Source organism: Methylolobus aquaticus, from assembly GCF_054172105.1.
On sequence record NZ_JBSYXP010000004.1, the window covers coordinates 103,238 to 126,212 of the forward strand.

General features: G+C 61.3%; 16 protein-coding genes. 10 read left to right on the forward strand and 6 right to left on the reverse strand.

The features are described from left to right. Positions 1-66: 66 nt before the first annotated feature. The 9 genes from rpoC to phoU all read left to right on the forward strand — a co-directional run bounded on the left by rpoC (position 67) and on the right by phoU (position 13,124). Entirely contained in the window at positions 67-4,431 is a 4,365-nt protein-coding gene (gene rpoC, locus ACW73L_RS06550; protein ID WP_498920845.1) for a DNA-directed RNA polymerase subunit beta', read from the forward strand. 282 nt (positions 4,432-4,713) lie between these two features. Further along, positions 4,714-5,331, forward strand: coding sequence for a c-type cytochrome (locus ACW73L_RS06555; RefSeq protein WP_498920847.1), 618 nt, complete (start codon positions 4,714-4,716; stop codon positions 5,329-5,331). Positions 5,332-5,432: 101 nt separating this feature from the next. Further along, positions 5,433-6,014 carry an ATP-dependent zinc protease family protein gene (locus tag ACW73L_RS06560; RefSeq protein WP_498920848.1) on the forward strand — a complete coding sequence of 194 codons (582 nt, stop codon included), beginning with the start codon at positions 5,433-5,435 and terminating at the stop codon, positions 6,012-6,014. Between the two features lie 50 nt (positions 6,015-6,064). Then, positions 6,065-7,603, forward strand: coding sequence for an inactive transglutaminase family protein (locus ACW73L_RS06565; RefSeq protein WP_498920849.1), 1,539 nt, complete (start codon positions 6,065-6,067; stop codon positions 7,601-7,603). Next, positions 7,600-8,553 (forward strand): alpha-L-glutamate ligase-like protein, encoded by a 954-nt coding sequence (locus tag ACW73L_RS06570; protein ID WP_498920851.1) that lies wholly within the window; start codon positions 7,600-7,602, stop codon positions 8,551-8,553. Before ACW73L_RS06565 ends, ACW73L_RS06570 begins: the two co-directional genes overlap by 4 nt. Positions 8,554-8,812: 259 nt before the next feature. Beyond that, positions 8,813-10,192 (forward strand): phosphate ABC transporter permease subunit PstC, encoded by a 1,380-nt coding sequence (gene pstC / locus ACW73L_RS06575; RefSeq protein ID WP_498920853.1) that lies wholly within the window; start codon positions 8,813-8,815, stop codon positions 10,190-10,192. After that, a complete protein-coding gene (gene pstA / locus ACW73L_RS06580) occupies positions 10,185-11,489 on the forward strand; it encodes a phosphate ABC transporter permease PstA (RefSeq protein ID WP_498920855.1) in 1,305 nt (434 codons plus the stop codon). Before pstC ends, pstA begins: the two co-directional genes overlap by 8 nt. A 31-nt stretch (positions 11,490-11,520) precedes the next feature. Continuing rightward, positions 11,521-12,408 (forward strand): phosphate ABC transporter ATP-binding protein PstB, encoded by an 888-nt coding sequence (gene pstB / locus ACW73L_RS06585; RefSeq protein WP_498920856.1) that lies wholly within the window; start codon positions 11,521-11,523, stop codon positions 12,406-12,408. Between the two features lie 20 nt (positions 12,409-12,428). Further along, positions 12,429-13,124: a phosphate signaling complex protein PhoU gene (phoU, locus tag ACW73L_RS06590; protein WP_498920857.1), complete on the forward strand. Its 696-nt coding sequence runs from the start codon at positions 12,429-12,431 to the stop codon at positions 13,122-13,124. A gap of 62 nt (positions 13,125-13,186) precedes the next feature. Here the strand turns inward: phoU and ACW73L_RS06595 are convergent, their stop codons facing one another. From ACW73L_RS06595 to ACW73L_RS06620, 6 genes are all read right to left on the reverse strand, one after another. Continuing rightward, the gene (locus ACW73L_RS06595; protein ID WP_498920859.1) at positions 13,187-14,446 is read right to left on the reverse strand and encodes an alpha-amylase family glycosyl hydrolase; all 1,260 of its coding nucleotides are present in this window, start codon (positions 14,444-14,446) and stop codon (positions 13,187-13,189) included. Positions 14,447-14,465: 19 nt separating this feature from the next. Further along, a complete protein-coding gene (glgA, locus tag ACW73L_RS06600; protein WP_498920860.1) occupies positions 14,466-16,505 on the reverse strand; it encodes a glycogen synthase GlgA in 2,040 nt (679 codons plus the stop codon). Positions 16,506-16,745: 240 nt separating this feature from the next. Continuing rightward, a complete protein-coding gene (locus ACW73L_RS06605) occupies positions 16,746-17,975 on the reverse strand; it encodes a hypothetical protein (protein ID WP_498920861.1) in 1,230 nt (409 codons plus the stop codon). Positions 17,976-18,433: 458 nt separating this feature from the next. Then, positions 18,434-19,399 (reverse strand): ABC transporter substrate-binding protein, encoded by a 966-nt coding sequence (locus tag ACW73L_RS06610; protein ID WP_498920863.1) that lies wholly within the window; start codon positions 19,397-19,399, stop codon positions 18,434-18,436. Positions 19,400-19,404: 5 nt separating this feature from the next. After that, positions 19,405-20,163, reverse strand: a complete 759-nt coding sequence (locus ACW73L_RS06615; protein WP_498920865.1) for an ABC transporter permease — start codon at positions 20,161-20,163, stop codon at positions 19,405-19,407. 23 nt (positions 20,164-20,186) lie between these two features. Then, entirely contained in the window at positions 20,187-20,855 is a 669-nt protein-coding gene (locus tag ACW73L_RS06620) for an ABC transporter ATP-binding protein (protein WP_498920867.1), read from the reverse strand. A 401-nt stretch (positions 20,856-21,256) separates the two neighbouring features. Between ACW73L_RS06620 and ACW73L_RS06625 the strand changes: the two genes are divergently transcribed. Beyond that, positions 21,257-22,837, forward strand: coding sequence for an OpgD/OpgG family glucan biosynthesis protein (locus tag ACW73L_RS06625; protein ID WP_498920869.1), 1,581 nt, complete (start codon positions 21,257-21,259; stop codon positions 22,835-22,837). Positions 22,838-22,975: the final 138 nt, after the last annotated feature.

Genomic DNA, 22,975 nt, shown 5'->3' on the forward strand with positions numbered 1-22,975 from the left:
TGCAGTGGCCTGCGATGCCGGTTGGGCAGTGTCCCGCCGAGGCTCGGTAACGGGGAGATAACGTACGTGAAAGATTTGATCCATTTTCTGAAGCGCCAAACCCAAAGCGAAGAGTTCGATGCGATCCGGATCAGTCTGGCTTCGCCGGACATGATCCGGTCGTGGTCCTACGGCGAGGTCAAGAAGCCCGAAACGATCAACTATCGGACCTTCAAGCCAGAGCGCGACGGATTGTTCTGCGCGAAGATCTTCGGGCCCGTCAGCGACTACGAATGTCTGTGCGGCAAGTACAAGCGCCTGAAGCACCGTGGCGTGATTTGCGAAAAATGTGGTGTGGAGGTCACGCTGTCCAAGGTGCGGCGGGAGCGCATGGGCCATATCGAACTCGCCAGCCCGGTGGCCCACATCTGGTTCCTGAAATCGCTCCCGTCCCGTATCGCGCTGCTGCTCGACATGACGCTGCGGGAAATCGAGCGCGTGCTGTATTTCGAGTCGCACGTCGTTGTGGACCCGGGCATGAGCCCGATGCAACGGGGCCAGCTGCTGAATGAAGAGGAATACCAGGAGGCTGCCCAGACCCACGGCGATGACTTCGTAGCCAAGATGGGAGCCGAGGCGATCCGCGAGTTGCTCCGTACGATGGACCTCAGCGCCGAGGTCACGCGACTGCGGGAAGAGATCAATGCGACCAACTCCGAAACGAAGATCAAGAAACACACCAAGCGCCTGAAGGCCATCGAGTCGATGATCACATCGAGCAATCGGCCCGAGTGGATGATCCTCACGGTGTTGCCGGTGCTGCCGCCTGATCTGCGTCCGTTGGTGCCGCTGGATGGCGGCCGCTTCGCGACCTCGGATCTGAACGATCTGTACCGTCGCGTGATCAACCGCAACAACCGTCTGAAACGACTCCTCGACCTGAACGCGCCGGATATCATCGTCCGGAACGAAAAGCGCATGCTGCAGGAGGCGGTCGACGGGCTGCTGGACAATGGCCGACGTGGCCGGGCGATCACCGGGTCCAACAAGCGCCCGTTGAAGTCCCTGGCCGACATGATCAAGGGCAAGCAGGGCCGTTTCCGCCAGAATCTGCTGGGCAAGCGAGTTGATTATTCGGGCCGTTCCGTGATCGTCGTGGGCCCGACACTGAAGTTGCACCAGTGCGGGCTACCAAAGAAGATGGCGCTGGAATTGTTCAAGCCGTTCATCTTCAGCAAGCTTCAGTTGCGCGGCCTGGCGACCACCATCAAGGCGGCCAAGAAGATGGTGGAGCGCGAGGCCCCGGAAGTCTGGGACATTCTCGATGAAGTGATCCGCGAGCATCCGGTGATGCTGAATCGGGCACCGACCCTGCACCGCCTCGGCATCCAGGCCTTCGAGCCCGTGTTGATCGAAGGCAAGGCCATCCAGCTGCATCCTCTGGTCTGCACCGCGTTCAACGCGGACTTTGACGGTGACCAGATGGCGGTGCACGTGCCGTTGTCGCTGGAAGCGCAGCTCGAAGCACGCACGCTGATGATGGCGACGAACAACATCCTGTCTCCGGCGAACGGTGAGCCCATCATCAATCCCACGCAGGACGTCGTGCTTGGCCTTTACTATATGAGCCGGGAACGTCCGCTGGCGAAAGGCGAGCATCAGGCCTTCAGTGACCTCGACGAACTGGAGCGCGCGTTTATTGGCAAGGCCGTAGAGTTGCACGCGCGCGTGCAAGTGCGTATCCGGGAACGTGTCACCGACGCCAATGGGGAGTCGGTTTCGCAGCTGCGCCGTGTGGAGACCACGGTTGGGCGTGCCCTGATCTGGAGGGTCGTGCCGGAGGGTATTCCCTTCGAGATGATCAACCAGGACATGAACAAGAAGGCGATTTCCCGCCTGATCAACCACAGTTATCGCACGCTCGGCGTCAAGGCGACCGTCGTTTTCGCCGACCAGTTGATGTACACGGGCTTCTCTTACGCCACCCGTGCCGGCGTATCGTTCGGCATCGACGACATGGCGATCCCCGAAGGGAAGCCGGCGATCATCGAGGCCGCGGAGCGCGAGGTGAAGGAAATCCAGAACCAGTTTGCCTCCGGTCTGGTGACGGATGGCGAGCGCTACAACAAGGTCGTCGATATCTGGTCGCACGCGAACGACCAGGTGGCGAAGGTCATGATGGAGGGGCTTGGCACTGAACCGGTGCGGGTAAGCAACCGGGGCCGGCTGAACCGCTGGGTCGTTAACGCGCTGCGCGCAGCGGAAGCCCGCAAGCAGGCCGGTGAGCTTGCTCCCGCGGCCTACGAGGCGGAAGTGAAACGGATCCTGACGGCGCGAGCGTCCGGGGAAGTTTCGGATGATGAGCTCGGACCGGAAGTCATCGAGCAGAAATCCTTCAACTCGATCTTCAAGATGGCGGATTCCGGGGCGCGTGGTTCGGCGGCACAGATCCGACAGCTGGCTGGGATGCGCGGCCTGATGGCCAAGCCAGACGGATCGATCATCGAAACGCCGATCACGGCGAACTTCCGTGAAGGGCTAGACGTACTGCAGTACTTCATTTCCACCCACGGCGCCCGGAAGGGCCTTGCGGATACTGCGTTGAAGACGGCTAACTCGGGCTATCTGACGAGGCGTCTGGTGGATGTGGCCCAGGATCTGGTCATCAAGGAACACGACTGCGGCACGACCGATGGCCTGTTGATGGCGCCGTTGATCGAAGGCGGTGACGTCGTGGAGCCGCTCGCCGAGCGCGTCTTAGGTCGCGTGTTGGCCGAGGATATCATCGACCCCGGTAGCGACGAGCTGATCCTGGAAGCAGGTGCGATGCTGGACGAGCAGGCCGTGGCCTTGTTGGAGCGCCGCGGCGTGGACAACGTTCGCGTCCGCTCGGTCATCACGTGCCGGACCCGCTACGGCGTGTGCGGCTCGTGCTACGGGCGCGATCTGGGGCGTGGACACAAAGTCAACATCGGCGAAGCCATCGGGGTCATCGCCGCGCAGTCGATCGGCGAGCCGGGTACGCAGCTGACGATGCGCACCTTCCACATCGGCGGCGCGGCTTCTCGTTCTGCGGCTATCAGCAATGTCGAGGTGAAGTCCAACGGTACTGCGAAGCTGGGCAATTTGAAGACCGTCACCAACAAGGATGGCAATCTTGTCGCGGTGTCCCGGTCGGGCGAGATCAGCGTGATCGACGAGCATGGACGCGAACGCGAGCGCTACAAGATCCCCTACGGGGCGGTGTTGTCCGTCAAGGAGGGCGCGCCCGTTCGTGCGGGGCAGATCGTTGTGAACTGGGATCCTCACACCCATCCGGTCGTCACCGAAGTGAAGGGTCGCGTGCGCATGGTCGACTTCATCGACGGCATCACCGTCAGGGAGCAGTCGGACGACGTCACCGGTCTGAGCTCGATGGTCGTGATCGATCCGAAGCAGCGCGGCACCACCGGTAAGGAGCTCCGCCCGCTGGTCAAGCTGGTGGACGAAGCCGGCAATGACATCCGTATTCCGTCGACCGAAATCGCGGCTCAGTACTTCCTGCCGGCTGGCGCGATCATCAGCCTTCGCGATGGCGACTCGGTGGAGATCGGCGATGTCGTAGCCCGAATACCCCAAGAGTCGAGCAAGACGCGCGATATCACCGGCGGTTTGCCACGTGTCGCGGATCTGTTCGAAGCCCGGAAGACTAAGGATCCGGCGATTCTGGCCGAGGCGACCGGAACGGTGTCCTTCGGTAAGGAGACCAAGGGGAAGCGTCGTGTCGTGATCACCGACGCACAGGGTGAACAGCACGAATTGCTGATTCCGAAGTGGCGGATCATCACGGTGTTCGAGGGCGAGCACGTTGAGCAGGGCGAAACGATTGCCGAGGGCGATCTGACACCTCACGACATCCTGCGGTTGCGGGGTGTTGCGGAGCTATCATCCTATCTTGTCAAGGAGATCCAGGACGTTTACCGCTTGCAGGGTGTCAAGATCAATGACAAGCACATCGAAGTCATCATTCGACAGATGTTGCGCAAGGTCGAGATCACCGATGCCGGCGATTCGATCTTCCTATCCGGCGAGCAGGTAGACCGCTCCCGTGTGCTGGAGGAAAACGAACGCTTGGAGGCCGAGGGCAAGCTTTCCGCCTGTTACGAGCCGGTGCTGCTGGGTATCACCAAGGCCTCGCTGACCACCGAGTCGTTCATTTCCGCGGCCTCGTTCCAGGAAACCACGCGCGTGCTCACGGAGGCGGCGATTCGGGGTTCGGTCGATCGCTTGCTGGGGCTCAAGGAAAACGTCATCGTCGGACGTCTGATCCCCGCGGGTACCGGGCTCGCCTACCATCTGGAGCGCAAGCTGCGCAGCCGGATGGATGAGGCGGAGGAGTCCGAATCCGCAGTCGCGGATACGAGCGACGTCGAGGAAGCGCTGAAACAGGCACTGACCGAAGCCGGGTCGTAACGAGCTGCCGCGACCCGGAAGCGCCCCTGCTGCGGCCGAGGCTCGCGGCAGGGGCGCTGGTCGCCGGACAGCCATCTCGTTCAGCGCCGGGCGTATCCGTACCGAGTTCGTTGCGGTTGCGGATCGCATGGTGACGCGCTGGTTCCTGCCAGTGTGGTTGTGAAACGCACGCCCCCCGCTAAACTATGGCGGCGCTGCCTCGGTCTTGTGATTTGCACGGTTTGCCCGTTGCCCGACCCGCACCTTGTCGGCGAGAGATTTATCCTTTGGAGCTACTTTGACATGAAACAAAACGTCCACTGGACTTTGTTGGTGACCGCACTCAGTGCCGCGCTGTCGACGGCCCCCAGCCAGGCAGCGGGTGATCGCGAAGCGGGCAAAACGAAGTTCTATACCTGCGTTGGTTGCCACGGCATTAGCAGTTATTCCAATAGCTATCCTTCGTATCCTGTGCCCCGAATTGGCGGGCAGTACGCTGATTACGTGGTCAGCGCTCTGAAGGCTTACCGCTCCGGCGAGCGCCAACACGGGAGCATGCAGGGCAATGCGGTGAGCCTTTCGGACGAGGATATGCAGGACGTGGCGGCTTACGTCGCCGGTTTCCGGTCCATCACCGTAGACTTACCCATCAATGGCGATGTGGCTGCAGGCAAAGCGAAAGCAGCCGAGTGTGCGGGCTGCCATGGCGAAGATGGCAACAGCGATCCCAAGGCGGGTTTTCCGCGCTTGGCCGGGCAATACCAGGGCTACCTTACTCACGTGCTCGAGGCGTACAAGTCGGGTGAACGCAAGCACGCCATCATGAACAGCATCGCGGGACAGTTGTCTCCGGAGCAGATTCGGGATCTGTCCGCGTTCTATGCGAGCCAGCGCCGGGGCCTACTGGTCGTTCAGGACTGACTTTAGGCGCGGTCTGACGAGACGGGCGGGGGCGGTTCCCCCGCGTAGCCAAGTCCCGAACATCGGACCTGTCAACTGATACCCGAAGGATGCGAGGTGACATGATCGGATCGTGCGTTGCAGCGCGGCGGCGCGCTGCGAACGGCGCCGTGCTCATCATGGTATGGGGACTCGCCGTTACCACGGGTACGGCCGCGGCGAAGACTCCTGGGGACCCGGCGCGCGATCAACCGAGGGAGCGTGCGGTGATGGGGTGGCTCGAATCCGTGTTCTTCCGGCCGTGGAACGTACGGATGACCGCGAAGCTCGATACCGGCGCCAACACCTCGTCGCTGCACGCCGAGCGCATCGAGCGGTTCTCCAGAAATGGGGAGAAGTGGGTGCGATTCGCACTCGGCCGGGGTGACGACCACAAGAAATTGGCGGTGGAGCGCCCGGTAATCCGCATGGCCAACATCAAGCAGCACGGCAAGGGCTCGTCGCAGCGCGAAGTCGTCAAGATGACGTTGTGCAAGAACGGCAGGGAGTACGAAACGGAGTTCACGCTGGTCGACCGGAGCAATTTCACTTACCCCGTACTTCTCGGTCGCAGTTTTCTTAAGGATAACGCCTTGGTCGATGCCGGCAGTACCTTCCTGTTCAAGGCGGACACCGACCCCTGCCGAAAGGCGGACACCGACTAAGCACTGCAACATGACGCTCGCCCGGCGGGCCTGAGGCTAGCGAGAGCAGCGTGCGCAATCTCCACGTCAAAATACTGGCACTGGTGCTGGTCCTGGTCGGCGCCGGGCTGTGTTACTACAAGGTGACGCGGCTGGGCTTGCCGCTGTTGCCGACGCAGCATGCCGAGGTCTGGACTGTCGAGGCCCGCGTCGAGTTCAAGGCCCGCCACGATACGCCGGTCAAGGTGCGGCTCGGGATCCCGAGAGCGCCGGATGGCTATACCGTGGTTCATGAGAGCTTCGTTGCCAGCAACTACGGGTTGACTACCGAGGACGATGGCCTCAACCGCTTCGCGCAGTGGGCGGTCCGGAAAATGAGGGGCTGGCAGGTCCTCTATTACCGCATTCAACTCGCCCGCGATCCCGCCCACGAATCCCTGCCTGCGCCGCCGCCGCCAGTTACCGAGTCCGCGGATTTTCCCGAGCCGATCCACTCCGCGGTCAGGGCGATTCTGGCCGAAGTTCAGCGGAAGTCGGCCGATGCCGCCACCTTCGCAAAGCAACTGGTAACGCGCCTGCATTTGGCCTCACAGGACAGCAACGTCATGCTGCTGCATCAGGACATCCAGAGCGACGAGGATTGGGCGCGGCGTCTGGTCGATGTCCTTGCCGTGGCGCAAATCCCCGCGCGCCTGGTGCGTGTGCTGCTGCTGAAGGACGGGGTTAGCCACGGCGCTCTGATTCCCTGGATCGAAATTCACGATGGACAGACCTGGTTGCCTTTCAACCCGGAGACCGGTGACCAAGGGTTGCCCGAGACCGCTGTCGTCTGGTTGATGGGCGATGCGGAACTGCTCGACCTTCAGGGAGGCAAACACGGCAAGGTCGAGTACTCGATCAGCCAGCAGACGCAGGAAATGACGCTGGTCGCCGAGGAGCGAGCGCGCCAGATGGGCTCAAGGCTGATGGAATTCTCCCTGTTCAGTCTTCCGGTGCAGACCCAGAACGTGTATCGGGTGCTGCTGCTGGTCCCGATTGGTGCGTTGCTGATCGTGATTCTGCGCAACATCGTGGGTGTGCAGACCTTCGGTACCTTCATGCCGATCCTGATCGCACTGGCCTTTCGCGAAACCGAACTGCTGTGGGGTTTGATCCTTTTCACGACATTGATTGCGCTTGGCCTGGTGATCCGGTTTTACCTCGAGTATTTGAAATTGCTTCTGGTGCCCAGGCTCGCTGCCGTGCTGATTATCGTCGTCATGTTGATGCTTGCCGTCGGGTTGGTCAGCCATAAGCTGGGGATCGATCGCGGCCTGTCCGTGGCCTTGTTCCCCATGGTCATTCTTGCGATGACCATCGAGCGCATGTCCCTGGTCTGGGAGGAGCTTGGACCGGCGGCGGCCTTTCGGCAGGGTTTCGGCAGCCTCTCTGTCGCCGCACTCGGTTATCTGTCGATGAGCAGCGTCTACCTCGGGCATCTTGTCTTCGTGTTTCCGGAACTCCTGCTGATCGTGCTGGCGGCAACCCTGCTGATTGGCCGCTATACCGGCTACCGGCTATTGGAACTCTGGCGTTTCCGCGCCGTGCTGTTTTCGCGCCCGGGATCATGAGTCGTACCCGGGAATGGTTGCCTTGGCGACGTCTGCGCGCGCACGGCATCATGGGCATGAACGAGCGGAACGGTGATTTCATTCTGCGCTACAATCCGCGGCCCAATTTCCCGCTGGTCGACGATAAGCAGAAGACCAAAGCCATCGCGGTCGCGGCCGGTATCCCGGTACCGGATCTGTACGGGGTCGTGGAAATCGAACACCAGATCGAAGAACTGCGCGAGCGGTTGTCTCCGCACGATGATTTCGTCGTGAAGCCGGCGCACGGCAGCGGCGGTGAGGGGGTTCTGGTGATCACGGGTCGGGTCAATGATGCGTATCGTCGCGCCAGCGGCTCAGTCGCTTCGGAGGAGGAACTCGGGCACCACATCTCGAATATCCTGAGTGGCATGTATAGCCTGGGCGGCATGCCCGACTGCGCGCTGATCGAATATCGCGTGAAGTTCGACCCGATCTTCACCGATATCAGCTATCTCGGCGTTCCGGACATCAGGACCATCGTATTTCGTGGGATCCCGGTCATGGCGATGTTGCGGCTGCCGACTCGCGCCTCGGATGGCAAAGCGAACCTGCATCAGGGCGCGATCGGTGTTGGGATCGACCTGGCAACGGGGCGCACCTACTCGGGCGTGTGGCACGACAGCCTGGTCGGGGAGCATCCCGATACGGGCGGTGAGATCGAGGGTGTGCAGATTCCTCACTGGGAGGATATCCTCGCCCTCACGGCGCGCTGCCACGATCTGGTCGGTTTGGGTTATCTCGGAGTGGATATCGTGTTGGACCGCGAGCTGGGTCCATTGATGCTGGAAATGAATGCGCGCCCAGGACTGGCGATTCAATTGGCGAACCGCACCGGCCTCTTGAAGCGTTTGCGGACGGTCGAGGGACTGCATGCCGTGCCCGAGGCGCTCGGGGAGCGGGTGGAGCTGGCCAAGGCCTTGAGCCGTTAGATGTAACTGAGCACGAACGCCGCGTCGACATGTTTCTGTAACACTTGGCCTATATGATGCCAATCCAGGGGTATACAATTCACGCCGCACGAGGCGCTTGCCCCAGCGGGTACCGACGGGAGCGCGCGCGACCATGGCAACGGCATGTCGGCGGCGAGACGCGCAGTCGGAAGCCAATAACGCGACACCCGCCTCGAATCAACGAAACCTTGACCGACACGTGTCGGTCGCCCTGGAACCCTCCCCCGGATAGCACCGCGTGGACAAGCCCACTCTCCTTCTGCTGATCCTCGTCCTGACGACCGCTGGCTACTATTTCGGTCGCAAGCGCTCACTGGACATCGTGTCGGGCAAGGTCCAGGAACTGCATTCGCTGCCTAGCTACTACGGCTACTACCTTGCGATGTGGGTCGGCGTCCCCACGCTGTTGCTGCTGCTCATCTGGCTCGGGTTCGAAGGCACGGTGCTTAGCCGTCTCGTGGTGGCTGATTTGCCGGGCGAGCTACAGGGCGACTCCGGCGAACGCGCTGCACTTCTGATCAACGAGATCAGGAATACCATGGCCGGGGCGGGGTCCGGAAGTGGCGATCCGTCCATACAGGCAGCAGCCAATCATTACCGGCACCTGCAGGCTGTCAGCGACTGGCTGTTGAGCCTTGGCGTCATCGCTCTGGCCGCGCTTGGAGGCTGGTTCGGTCACCGCCAAATCGAGGTCGAGCAGCGCGCCCGCAACAAGGTCGAGAAGGGCACGATGGTCTTTCTGATCGCCTGCTCGACGATCGCGATCTTCACCACGGTCGGCATCGTGCTTTCGGTCGTGTTCGAATCCGTTCTGTTTTTCCAGAAAGTGCCCGTATCGGACTTTCTCTTCGGGTTGCGCTGGAGTCCGCAGATGGCGATCCGCGCTGACCAGGTGGGCTCCTCCGGAGCCTTCGGGGCCGTTCCCCTGTTCACAGGCACTCTGCTCATCTCCTTTATCGCGATGGTCGTTGCGGTCCCGATCGGCTTGATGTCGGCCATTTATCTCGCCGAATACGCCAGTCCCCGGGTGCGAACGGTCGCAAAGCCGTTGCTGGAGATTCTGGCCGGCGTACCGACCGTGGTATACGGTTTCTTCGCCGCGCTGACCGTTGCCCCGTACATCCGCGATCTCGGGCAGTCGCTCGGGCTCGACGTGTCGTCCGAGAGCGCGCTCGCGGCCGGTCTGGTCATGGGCGTCATGATCATCCCCTTCGTGTCGTCGCTGTCGGACGACTTCATCAATGCCGTGCCGCAATCGCTGCGCGACGGGGCTTATGCACTGGGAGCGACGCAATCCGAGACCATCCGGCAAGTCATCATTCCGGCAGCGCTTCCCGGAATCGTCGGCGGTATCCTCCTGGCGGTTTCGCGCGCGATCGGCGAGACGATGATCGTCGTCATGGCCGCTGGGCTTTCGGCCAACCTCACTGCCAATCCACTGGCCGCCGTGACGACGGTGACCACGCAAATCGTCACACTGCTGGTCGGTGACCAAGAGTTCGATAGCCCGAAGACGCTGGCTGCATTTGCTCTGGGTCTGGTGCTGTTCCTGGTCACGCTGATGTTAAATATCGCGGCCCTGATGATCGTGCGCAAATACCGGGAACAATATGAATAGTGCGTCCTCATCGCGTCCGATCACACCCGGCGAAACACTCGCCAAGGTCAAGGCGGGGCTGCCGCGGCGCCGAGCGGCTGAAAGGCGTTTCCGCGCCTATGGTCTCGCAGCCATCGTCGGCGGTCTGGCAGTCCTCGCGATCTTGCTGCTCGATATCCTGTTCAAGGGACATTCGGCGTTCTGGCAGACTCGCATTGAACTCGACGTGTTTGTCGACCCCGCCATGGTGGCGGCTTCCAGCGATGAGAGGACGCGCCTGATGGAGGCCGATTATTCAGGGATGATCCGGCAGAGCCTTGGTAAGCTGTTTCCCGAGGTCACCGAACGCGGGCGTAAGCGCTTGCTGGGCGCGCTGCTGAGCGGAGGCGCGTCATATGAGCTTCGCGACCGCGTCGTCGCCGATCCCGCCCTCATCGGTCAGACGATCCCAATCTGGGTTACCGCTTCGCCCGACGTGGACATGTTCGAGAAGGGCCAACTCGGGGCGCCAGATGCGGACTCTTTCCGGCTCAAAAGTGACCAGATCGAATGGCTGGCGCGCCTGAAGCAGGATCATCGGTTGGAGAAGCGGTTCAATACCCAATTCTTTTCGGCGGGCGATTCCCGCGAGCCCGAGCAATCGGGTATCTGGGGGGCGGCCGTGGGGTCATTTTTCACGCTGCTGGTCACCCTGTCCTTGTCGCTGCCGATGGGTATCGCGGCCGCCATTTACCTCGAGGAGTTTGCTCCGCGCAATCGGTGGACGGACGTGATCGAAGTCAACATCAATAACCTTGCTGCGGTACCGTCCATCGTGTTCGGTCTGCTTGGTCTGGCGGTATTCATCAACTTTTTTCAACTGCCTCGGTCATCCCCGCTCGTCGGTGGCTTGGTGCTGACGCTGATGACCTTGCCGGTGATCATCATTGCGGGCCGCTCGGCTCTCAAGGCAGTCCCCCCATCGATTCGTGAAGCAGCTCTTGGCGTCGGCGCCTCGTCGATGCAGACCGTATTGCATCACGTCTTGCCCCTGGCTCTGCCGGGCATGCTCACCGGTGGCATCATCGGCATGGCAAGGGCTCTGGGTGAGAGTGCACCGCTCCTGATGATTGGCATGGTTGCCTTCATCGTGGATGTGCCGGGGAGCGTGATGGATCCGGCCACTGTCCTTCCGGTGCAAATCTATCTTTGGGCGGACAGTCCGGAACGCGCCTTCGTGGAACGCACGTCCGCCGCCATTCTGGTGCTATTGGCGTTTCTAATATTGATGAATGGCCTGGCGGTTTACCTGAGGCGGCGCTTTGAGCGCCGCTGGTAGGAAGGCGTCGAGGTAGGAGACAAAAACGTCCATGAACAGCTTGCTGGAACTGAAAACGGCTATGAGAGACGAAAGGACCGAGGTGAAACCGGCCAAGAGGCTAGGTACGAACGTCTCGTTCGATCGTGACTACGGCGATACCGTAGGCGAAGTCACGGCATCCAATGCAAGAATGGTCTGTCGGGATGTGAACGTGTTCTACGGTCCGAAACAGGCGATTCACGGGGTTAATCTCGATATCGGGCGGAATGAGGTCATCGCGCTGATCGGCCCTTCCGGCTGTGGCAAATCGACCTTCATCCGTTGCCTGAACCGCATGAACGACACGATCGTCGGTTGCCGCGTAACGGGTTCCATCCAGCTTGACGGGCAAGACATCTACGACCCGCAGATGGACGTTGTGCCGCTGCGGGCGCAGATCGGCATGGTATTCCAGAAGCCCAACCCGTTTCCGAAGTCGATCTACGAGAATGTTGCCTACGGACCGCGCATCCACGGCTTGACGCAGAATAAGGCGGAACTCGAAGAAGTGGTCGAGAACTCGTTGCGACGAGCAGGCCTTTGGGATGAGGTCAAGGACTCCCTCGACCAGCCCGGTACCAGTCTCTCCGGCGGACAGCAGCAGCGCCTGTGCATCGCGCGGACGATCGCAGTGAACCCGGAAGTCATTCTGATGGACGAACCGTGTTCGGCGCTGGATCCGATCGCCACCGCGCGAATCGAACAGTTGATCGACGAATTGCGCATGCAGTTTACGATCGCCATCGTCACCCATTCGATGCAGCAGGCCGCCCGCGTGTCGCAGAGGACTGCCTATTTCCATCTCGGGAAATTGATCGAAGTCGGCGAAACGGCGCAGGTCTTCACGAATCCCCGTCATCAATTGACTGAAGATTACATCACCGGCCGATTCGGCTGATTCTCGCGTGAGGAAGGGCTATGTCGGTACCTAGAGAAGGCCACATCGTTCGCCGTTACGACGGTGAACTCAGCCACCTCCACTATCTGGTTCTCGAAATGGGCGCTTTGGCGCTCACCCAGGTCAAGGATGCGCGAGACGCCCTGTGTGCCCGCGACCTGACACTGGCACAGCGCGTGATTGCGCGCGAAAAGGATGTCGATGCCTGTGAGTTGCGCGCGGACTCCGAAATCGTCCAGCTGATTGCCTTAAGGACGCCGGTCGGCAGCGATCTGCGCCTTGTCTTCGCGGTATCCAAGAGCATCACGGATCTGGAACGGGTCGGTGATGAAGCGGCGCGAATCGCTAACCTCGGACTGCAGTTATTCGGCAGTGAAGGTGCCGATCCCAACCCGGTTTTGCTGCACGACATCGCCAGCATGGGCGCTCTCGCGGTCGGCCAATTGGAAAACGCGTTGCGGGTCGTGGACCGCTGGGACCAGGAGCTTGCTGAGGAACTCTTGGAGGCTCATGAAGAACTGGATTTCGAGTTCCAGGCCGCGTTTCGCCGCCTTGTGACCTTCATCATGCAGGACCCCAGAAATATCGGTTTCGCCGTCAATATCGTCCTGATCATCAAGGCCTTCGAGCGTATCGGGGAGCACGCGCAAAATCTGGCCGAGTACGTTCTCTACCAGATCGCCGGCAGGGACATTCGGCATCGCGTCGAGCCGTGATGCCTCTGCGGCGTCTCCGTTCGTGCCAGTGTCACCTGTTTTGGGTGGGCTCGGGTGAAGACCTAATAAGATACCAAGACGCGCCCAACGCCCGGCGGTAGTTCGTAAACGAAGGGCGTGGGAAGGAAGCTCATCGGCCACTCGGGCGACACATCGGTCAACGGCGGGGGGCTTTGCACATACTGGTATAGGTCTTCCGTATGGAAAGTCTGGCGGTTCCATGGATCCTTGTTCAGGACGAGCAGAGCCTCGCGGCCGGATCGCGGAGCTGCCTTCCATAGCACCAGGACACCGGGGTTCGGGTGCGGAAGTACCTCGGTAAGGCTTTCCTCCTGGAATACGTCGTGACTCGCCTTGATCTTGTTGACGCTGCGAATGAAGTCCGTCAGGTCGATCGGCGTTTCCTCCCAGTCCGACGGCCGTGTCTTTACGACGTGCAATGGGCGGGCGAAACCGTATTCGTAGCCCATCGGCATCATCACGCCGGCAGAGAACAGCGCCGCGAAAAGGTAACGCTGCTTCATCAGGTCCTGATTGCCCTGAGAGTCGGCGGCTAGCCGCGGCGTGTCATGACTTTCCGGGAAGCTGATCGACGGTGAGGTGTCGCGTGTCAGATGGTATTGCTCCATCAGCCATGGACTGGAAAAGTCCCACCACTTGGAACTGTTGAAGATGTAGTCGAAGCCGGCCCTCGCCGTCTCCTTGGTCTGATCGGCGGAACACCCCAGCGTTTCGGCGGCAAAGACGGTATCGGGCCGCTCACGCCGCGTGTCATTCATTAGCCGAGACCATACGGACTGCGGAATCTGATAAGCCGCGTCGCAGCGGAACCCGCGGAAGCCCAGCCCGGCAAGGTAATCGATGACTTCCTTGCAGAAACGGATCAGAGGTTCGCGCTCGCTGGTTCCGAAATCGAAGCGCGCGAGGTCTTCCCAGACTACGAGGTGGCCCTCGTGCAGGCAATGCGGATGAGCGATTTTCCCGCCTTCCCGTACGAACCACTTGGGATGGTCCTGCAGTAGCCGCGAATCATACGCACAATGGTTGATGACAAGATCCACCATCATCGACAGTCCCAATTCCGACGCATAGCGCACGATGTCGCGCATCTGCTCCTCGGCCGTCTGGGTCGAGGCCGGATCGAGCAGCGCCGTGTTGATCGCGAAATAGTCCCTGATCGAATACAGGCTGCCGGACTTGCCAGGCTGTTGAATCGGGTTCACAAAGACCCAGTCGAAGCCGAGATCGGCCGCGCGTTCCAGATGGGGTTTCCAGTCCTTCAGAGGTCCCGCCAGCAGCGGAAAAAGATTGTAGATGCGCATCGACTCGGTTGCTGCGGACTTACTTCTCGCGAATGTAGTCGTAGATGTTCATGTAGTGCTGCCCCGGATGGTTCCACGAGTAGTCATACCGCATGGCGTTCTTCATGAGTTCGCGGAAATGCTCGGGATACTCGTAGTAGCAGCTGATGGCGCGTCCCAGGGCCGATTCAAGGCCGCCGAAGTCGTAGTCGCGGAAGATGTAGCCGTTCCGCTCATGCAAGGGGCGGTGTGAATAGTCCTTGTCGAACACGGTGTCGGCGAGCCCACCCACCTCACGTACCACGGGCACTGTGCCGTAACGCATGGCGATCATCTGGGTCAGCCCGCAGGGCTCGAAGCGGCTGGGCACGATGACCATGTCGGCGCCCGAGTAGATCAAATGCGACAACTCCTCGTTGAAGCCGATCTCGAGATGGCAGTCGGGATTGTCGTTGAGCTGGTGTTTGAGGCCCCAGAAATAATTGTTGATCTGACTGTCGGGGCTGGAGCCGAGCAGAATGAATTGCCCGTTTCGGTGCAATGTGTAGAACATCGCATGCCGTATCAGTTCCAGGCCCTTCTGCGGATCCAGACGCCCGATGAAGGCAACGATGGGCTTCTCGTTGTCCGACAATAGCAAGCGGTCGCGCAAGGCGATCTTGTTGCGGTACTTGTCCTCGATTGTGTCGGCGGTGTAGTGGAACGGGATGTAGTGGTCGATTTCCGGGTTCCAGGCTTCGTAGTCGATCCCGTTCAGCACGCCACCGTATTTCTGGTGATGGATATGGAGCGTCGGCTCCAGCCCAAACCCCTCGCCATGGTCCTTCGCTTCCACGGCGTGACGCGGAGAGACCGTGGTGATGAAGTTCGAATAGACGATGCCGCCCTTCGTCAGGTTGATCGCATGCACGTTGTTGTTGTCACGCAGGCGATCATAGTGGAAGTAGTACTCTGGCCGGTTCAGACCCGTCGCGTGGAGCAGGTTGGCACCCGTGACGCCCTGATGCTTAAAATTGTGGATCGTAAAGCAGACCCGCGGGTGGGTCATGCCCAAGTGCTGGTAGATTTCGTACAGGAACACCGGTACCAGCGCGGTCTGCCAGTCGTGGCAATGAATGATGTCCGGATGTTTCCCCGACTTCCACAGGAATTCGAGCGCCGCCCGCGAGAAAAACGCGAAGCGCAGGATGTCGTCGTTGAAGCCGTAGATGCAACCCCGATTGAAAAAGTTATCAGCGGAATGCGGCTCGATGAAGAAGCACTTTCGGCCGTGGGCAAAGCCGAAATAGACGGTGCAATGGATCGAACCGCCGTACCACGGCACCCAGAGATCGTTATAGGTCTCCGTCAGGCCCCAGACCTGATCGTACCGGAGCGAATCGTACTTCGGCAGGATGATCTCGACGTGATTGCCGCGAATCTCCTGTTCCTTGGCTAGGCCGAACACGACGTCGGCCAAGCCACCGACTTTGGCGACGGGTGCGATTTCCGGCGTTATATGGACGATGAACATGGATGGCCGGGGCGTCGGCTCGGGTGCCGCGACGGAGTCGGGCGCGTTGTCCGCCGAGGGCTCGCTCTCGGGTTCCAGGCTGCCCTCGATGGAGGGGGCCGGTTCCGTCTCCGGCTCGGGAACGTTTTCGGGGCCGGTTGCTGGCGCTGCGGCGGAAACCGGCTCAACAAGAACCGCAGGCTCCGGGGCCGGTACCGCTTCCTGTTCGAGCGCTTGCAGCGAACTGGATTCCGTTGCCACAACCGCGCTAACCCGTTCCTCCGTCGCGGTTGGCGCTCCGGCGACCTGCAGCGATTCCCTCGCAGCGACTGCCGCGCTTGCCAGAACGTCTTCAGGTTTGTCGGGCGTCGGCGCCGCTTTTGCCGGAGGCGGCGAGGCCGGTCCAGTCGACGGCTCGACCGAGGCCGAGGGTAAGTCGGTACCCGCTTCCCTACCTTGCGCCGCCTTGTCCGGCATTGACGGTGCGACCACTTCACTCTTCTTCGGCTTCTCTGCGGGGCGGCTGGTCGCCGCCGCCGCGTGGCCGCTCGTCGTGGCTTTGGGCGCGGCCGCTCGATCCTCAGTCACGGCTGGCTGATTCTTGCGGTCCTTGTCGGTTGTTTGTGGGCTGCGCGAGGGAGGGGCTTTACCGCTCCCCGCCGGTCCTTTCGATTTCTTCGTCGTCATCGGCGAGCGTCTGTCAGTCACCCAGGTATGGGCGCTAAGTGTAAGTCATGCCTGGGTCAAAGGAAATCGGGGGTAAGGTGCGGCGAATGACCGCAGTGACCGGAAATCGTCATTGATTTCGGAAACCGCTCTTTTTCCCGCCTATTTGGCGATCGTGATGGCCGGCGTGTTGAAACGCGGCAGATCGACGACGGTCATCTGATAGAGCGTTGTCAGCAACTGAAAGGCGGCGCGGTTCCACGGATAGCCGATATCCTGTTTCAATGCGTAGTACCGGCCATTCAGATGCGCGGTCTGCTCCGCGTCGAGGATCGGCAAGGGCGATGAAACAAGTTCCAGCGTATGGGGCGGGTTCTCGCGCACCGGCGGCGTGCGCGGATCGGGTGCAACGTCGTACTCCGGCTCGTCGGTCAAATCACGGCCGACGAAGGCGAGCACGTTCATGAAGCTGCGCAGCCGGAATTTGCCGGCGATCGGAAATTCACCCCCCGGAAATCCAGCTCGGATGTCGATGGCGATCTCATTCGGTGCGTTGTGCTCGATCACATCGTTAAGGCGGAGCCGTTCTTCGTTGGTCAGGGCGTCTGGGTCATAGTTCGTGATCATCAGCCTTCCCTCCTCCTGCTTCTGCAGCCGGTAGGTCTTGGCCTTCGCGTCGTAGGTGACCTCGTACTCGTGTTCCAGCGCCTGGAAGCCTTCCGCCGTGACGGATTCGACCGGCAGCGTCCACTCGCGGACGAAGGTCAGGGGTTCCACGTAGAGATGGTTGCGATCCTGGATCGAGGACAGATGCAAGACGATGCGGCGAAACAGCGGATAGCCCGCCGCATGGGAGGGGCGATTTCGGAATGAGCGCTCCTGTCCTTGCTCTTCGATGCGCACCTCGCCTGCCATCAGGCGCAGTGCCAGATCAATGTCGGTGTACTGGCGCAGCAGTAGCGTCAATTTCCCTTCATCCATCGGATTGAGCAGCCGCTTGGAGAAGTCTTCGCCCTCGATGGGAACGATGCTGAAGGTTGGATTGTCCGAGGCGCTGCCCCCAAATGTGGGCAGAATCATGCCGCCACTATCGCCTGTCAGTGCGGGGGTGGCGCCGGCGTTGACCGTGTAGTTGAAGGTGGCGGCGATGCTCGTGACGCCGGTGAAGTGGGCGGTCCGGCGTTGCCCCGCCCGGACGATGTTGGCCAACAGTTGCTCGGCGAGAATGTCGGTCGTTGCCGTGTTGTAGCCTTGAACCGCTTGCTTCAGTGAGATTGCCGACATGCACCCTGACTGCATCAGCAGGGCCGACAGTACCGGGATACCAAAGATTCGATGCAGCGCTGCCGACCGCTTGCGTGTTGCCTGACACCGTTCGTTCTCTCGACCCATGCCGTTCCTGTTGCTTGAATCCGTCCGCATCCATTCTCCCATGGTGCGGGGCCACAATGTATTGTCAGGCCACGGGGAGTCTGGACGAGAGGTGCGTCTGGCAGAGGGTTGGAGCGAGCAGCCGAGGCACCCGCTCCGATGATGGCCCGAACAGTTTACAAGAGGATGAAGACGAGTCCGATGCCGGCCAGGATGAAGCCGCCGGCGGTCCTAATCAGCCAGCGCTGGCTGCGGTAGTCGCGTTTCACGTTGCAGTCACTCCAGGGTTAGAGGCGTAAGCCACGAGACGGCGACAGTGACGCAGGAAAGGCCTCGCAAACGGCGAGAGCAATCTGGTACAGCGCACTGCCACCTCATACCGCATGTTGGGGAGGTGGCGCGTGTTTTCAACCGTTACGGCTTGTCATGCTGCGAAGTCGGCGTCGGAGCACTTGATCTGCCGGCCTGAAACCTACGGCTCATGGGTTGTGGAAGGCGTGGCTCGGTTCGGCCCTATCGATGATGCCCAGCTCGGTGAGCTGTGTCGCTAGGGCTTCCCAGCGTTCGAGTCGCATCTTGCCAAGTTCGCTCTCGCTTCGATCGGCAGGGGCGATCAGCGGCTCTTGGGCCGCCGCAACGGCGGCAAACGTTTCCAAATCCATCGTCGGATTCAGTCGGTGCATCTCCGCATTCGCGGCCCGCGGGTCCTGCAGATAGGCCTGCCAGCCGCGGCGCACCGCGGCGACCAGAGAGTGCACTAGCTCCGGCTTTTCGGCGATCACCTTACTGCGGGTGATGATGACTCCGGCATAGGGGTTATATCCGACGTCGGTCAATGGGAACACCTGGGGATCGGCGCCCGCGCGTCGCGCCGCTATCGGCTCCGCGGTGATGAAACACTGCTGGGCGAACAAGGGATCGTGAAGGAACGGTGCCAGATTGTTGGTGTAGGGTACGGCGCGCACTTTGTCCAGCCCGAAGCGCTGCCGAAGCAGCCGTTCGTAGGGTGTCCCCGGTTCCATCGCGATGGTGCCGCTCTCGAAGACCTGGGCCAGCGACTTCAGCCCTCGCCCGGAGTGGGTCATGATGCCCTGCGGAAAAGTCTGGTACACCGCGTAGATGGCTACGAGATCGGCGCCACGCGAACGCGCGATCAGCACGTTGTCGGCACTCGAGACTCCGAAATCGATACGGCCCGCGGCCACCATCTGCTCGACGGGCGTTCCCGGACCTCCACCGCGCACGTCGAGAGACAAGCCTGCTTCTCGATCGGCCCCGATCTGCAGCGCTGCGTAGTAGCCTCCGAACTCGGGTTCCGGCACCCAGTTCAGTTGCAGGGCAACCGGTGTGCGGCCATCCGCTGCGGGCGCGTCGCCGCCTGCCGAACAGCCGGTGAGGTTAAGCACCAGCGCGAGCAGGAAGCCCGCTGAATACCTCATGTGCATCCCGTCTACTCCTTGGTTTCCGAAACATGCCAGTGGCGCATGCTGAGAAAGCTCGCCAGGTTGACCAGTGCAAAAAAACCCAGGCCCAGCAGCGAGGCCATCAGCACGGCGGCGAAGACCTTGTCGGTTTTCTGTTCCTTGATCGCCACCTCGATCGCGGTACCGATGCCGCCGCCCGCCTGATACGTGTCAGCGACGAACTCACCCACGATGGCGCCGATCACCGCCAGTCCGGAGGCGATCCGCAGACCGGTCAGGAAATGGGGAATCGCGCTGGGGAGTCGGAGCTTGAGCAGGGTCGCCAACCGCCCGGCGCGGTAGATGCGGAAAAGATCGCAGAGTGCCGGGTCGGTCGATAACAGCCCGCTGAGCGTGTTGGCGATGATCGGGAACACCGACACGATGAACGCCGCGGCGGTGATGGCCCTGATCCCGTAGCCGAACCAGATGACCAGCATCGGTGCGATCGCTACGACGGGCACCGTCTGAAAGAACACCGCGTAGGGATAGAAGGCCCGCCGGACCCAGGGGTGCATGGAGAGTACGACCGCGATGGTGCCTCCGAACACCGCACTGAACACAAGGCCCAGCGATGCGGCCAGGGCGGTCTGTAAGGTCGCCCGCGACAGTTCGCCGGCATCGTCGACGAGGGCCGACAGTACCACGGATGGCCGCGGCATCAGGTAGGTCGGTGTGGCCGTGGCCATCAAGGCCAGTTCGAGGCCCGCTCCGATCACCAGAAGGCTGACGAGCGGCGGAAGCATGGCAGACAGGCGTGAGCCGTGCGTCATGCCGAACGGCCCTGAGCCAGGACTTGCGCCAGCGCCGCGCATTCGGAGGCGAACTCGACGGTGATTTGCACGGCCTCTTGCCGCGGCCGGGCCAAGGCGATGGGGCGATCCGTCAGGATCGTACCGCCTTCCGCCGACAGCACGATCGTACGATCGGCAAGGAAGACCGCTTCGGCGATCGAGTGCGTCACGAACACGACCGTCATCCGGTGTGCCATGAACAGTCCCTGAAGGTAGTCATCCAGATGTTGGCGGGTCAGTGCATCCAGGGCGGCGAAGGGCTCATCGAGCAACAGTAACCGGGGTTCGGTTATCAGCGCGCGTGCCAGCGAGACCCTCATCCGCATGCCACCCGACAACTGTGCGGGAAAGCGCCCGGCCGCCTCGCCGAGTCCGACGGTAGCCAGCAGTTCGGCTGCAGCGTGCAGGCGTTGCTCCTTCGGTACCCCAGTCAGTTCCAGCGGTAGTGCGACGTTGTGCAGAACGGTGCGCCAGGGCAGGAGACTAGGATCCTGAAAAACATAGGCAATAGGCCACGGACTGCTGTCGATCGCAACCCGCCCGGCGTCGGGTTGATCCAGTCCCGAAATCAACCGCAGCAACGTGGACTTGCCGCAACCGGAAGGCCCGAGCACGGCGAGAAATTCGCCAGCATCGATGCGCAAGTCGAAATCCGCGAGTACCTGCCGCCCCCCGAAGTGGCGTGACAGCTTTGAAATCGAAACCGCGACGCCCGTCCCGGAGTCTAGGGTTTGTGGCCTGGGCGGAGAATGGCTCATCGTAGCGGCATCAAGCGGGCGCCATGTTCGTTACGGTAGCGGGGTTTCATGTCGAAACGCGGCTCGCCTTGTCGCGGCATCCTCACCGATGCGTACGGTCGCCCACACTGGGCAATGAACCCACTCGGCTGGCGTGTGGCTGTTGCAGGGGGTAGTCACGCATGTCACCTAGTGTAATACGGACGGGATGCAAAACTGGCAGCGGACGACCTGGTTTTGGTAAAAAGGGCAGGGCGGAGCGTGCCTATGCCCGCGAAAAACATCAACGGACGACCAAGACCACAATCATGAGCCTCACGCGTCGACATTTCATGCAATTGACTTTGGCTGCCAGCGCATTCTCGGCGCTGCGGGTGGCCGGTGCGGAATCCGAGCCCCGAGTCAGGTTGGCTCTGGGTGCCCCGGGTCCGTTCAGCTTTGACGCATTGAAGTCCATGGCCCGCGAGCGGGCCAGTCGTGACTACGTGCCGCCGCCACAGCCGGACCCGGAAATCGTCAAGCAGATCGACTATGACGCGCACGGCAAACTGAGCTATCGAAAGGAGGCCGCCTTGTGGGCGGACTCCGGTAGTGCCTACCCGGTCACTTTTCAGCATGTCGGCATGTTCTTTCCCAAGACCGTCAAGATGCATGTCGTGGAAAAGGGTCAGGCGCGGGAAATCGCCTACGATCCTCGTCTTTTCAATGCCGGGCCGGATCACGTAGCGCGCGGCCTCAAGCCCGAACCGTCGGCCTTCGCCGGTTTCTGGGTCCACGAACGACGCGACGGTCCGGACTGGAAGAAACGTGAGCCCTGGGCGACTTTCCTCGGCGCCTCGTACTTCCGCGCCATCGGAGCGCTGGGGCAGGTCGGGTTATCGGCCCGCGGAATCGCGATCGCTCCCGGGACATCCAATCCTGAGGAGTTTCCGGACTTCACCGCGTTCTGGTTTGAAGGCGCTGCCAAGGCGAGTGATCCGCTGATTGTCTACGCCTTGCTGGATGGTCCCAGCCTGGCGGGTGCTTACCGGTTCGCGCTACATCGGACCAAAGGCGTCATGATGGACATCCAGGCGGCGCTCTATTTGCGCAAGGATGTCGACCGTCTCGGCATCGCGCCACTGACGTCCATGTACTGGTTTTCCGAGACGTCCAAGTCAACGGCGGTCGACTGGCGTCCGGAGGTCCACGACTCGGACGGACTCGCGATCTGGAATGGCGTTGGGGAGCACATCTGGCGTCCCCTCAACAATCCACCGCATATTTCGGTATCCAGCTTTCAGGACCGCACGCCCCGCGGCTATGGACTGTCGCAGCGTGATCGCGTTCTGGATCACTATCACGATGGGGTTCGTTACCATCTCAGGCCCTCCGCCTGGGTCGAGCCCAGGGGCGACTGGGGAGCGGGTGCGATCCAGCTCACCGAGATTCCGACCGACGACGAGATTCACGACAACATCGTTGCGATGTGGGTGCCGGCCGAGCCGGCCAAGGCGGGGCAGAGTTACGACTTCGCGTACACACTTCACTGGCTGGCCGACGAGCCCTATCCGAGCCCGCTGGCGCGTTGCGTGGCAACCCGACTCGGCAATGGTGGGCAGCCCGGGAAGCCGCGACCCAAGGGTGTGCGTAAGTTCATGATCGAGTTTCTTGGGAAGCCGCTGGAGAAGATCCCGTTCGGTGAGAAGCCGGAACCGGTCATTACCGTGTCGCGTGGCGAGTTGTCCCGAATCGAGATCGAGGCCGTTCCGGACGACGTCCCCGGTCACTGGCGCACTCACTTCGACTTGGCCGTGTCCGGCCCGGAACCCGTCGAAATGCGGTGCTTCCTGCGCTTCAATGATCAGGTCATGTCCGAAACCTGGCTGTTCCAGTACCACCCCTTTTGAACCGATAGGGGATCGGTTGCTGCGTTTAGCGAGGGCGTTGTGCCGTGCGGGCTTTGGTCGCGATCAGGCAGAGGGCAGAAACGAGTGGGGTTGGCGATGGACGGTGAAAGAACCGCGCGGCACCGGTCCCACTGTTGA